1 protein-coding gene is annotated in these 538 nt (G+C 50.6%); it reads right to left on the bottom strand.

The annotated features are described in order from the left end of the window. Nucleotides 1-538, bottom strand: a 538-nt coding sequence (locus R7Z50_RS30570; RefSeq protein WP_318150160.1) for a trypsin-like serine protease, incomplete at both ends; no start/stop codon positions are given.

The raw sequence follows: 538 nt of genomic DNA, 5'->3' as shown, positions 1-538 counted from the left end.
ACTCTAGCTTCACCCGCTTGTGATGCGCCAAACTCCACATCCACACGACAGCTCGTATTTGCAGCTAACGTTGTTTGAGAGCATTGATCGTTGGCAATCAGTGCTGCATCAGTCACTCCTGAGCCGCCAATGCGTACATTTTCGACAGTGAATGCAGTATTTCCCGAATTACTAATCATAAATCCATGCTGCTTGAGTTCGCCAACATTAAACGCTGGCAACGTTTGATTAGCAGTGTAACCAACAGAAACGTTATCTTTCGGAGGAGTTGAAGTGCCGATGACGCCATCCACAAAACTGCGCAATGCTGCAATATCACTGTACACGCCGTACATACCCGGACGTGCACACCCTATTCCCCAGCTAACTACGCCAAGTTGGGTAATCGCACTGCCGCGATTAATAACGATTGGGCCACCGCTGTCACCCTGACATGAATCTATCCCACCTTGCGGCACGCCTGCACAGAATGCCACTTCCCCAACAGTGGTGTAGTTTCCACCCGCCTGACGACAAGTGGCATCCGACACGAGTGGAA

Source organism: Vibrio sp. 1249-1 (assembly GCF_033340495.1).
Note: the sequence above shows the minus strand (reverse complement) of the source record. Positions and strands in the feature narration are given on the sequence as shown.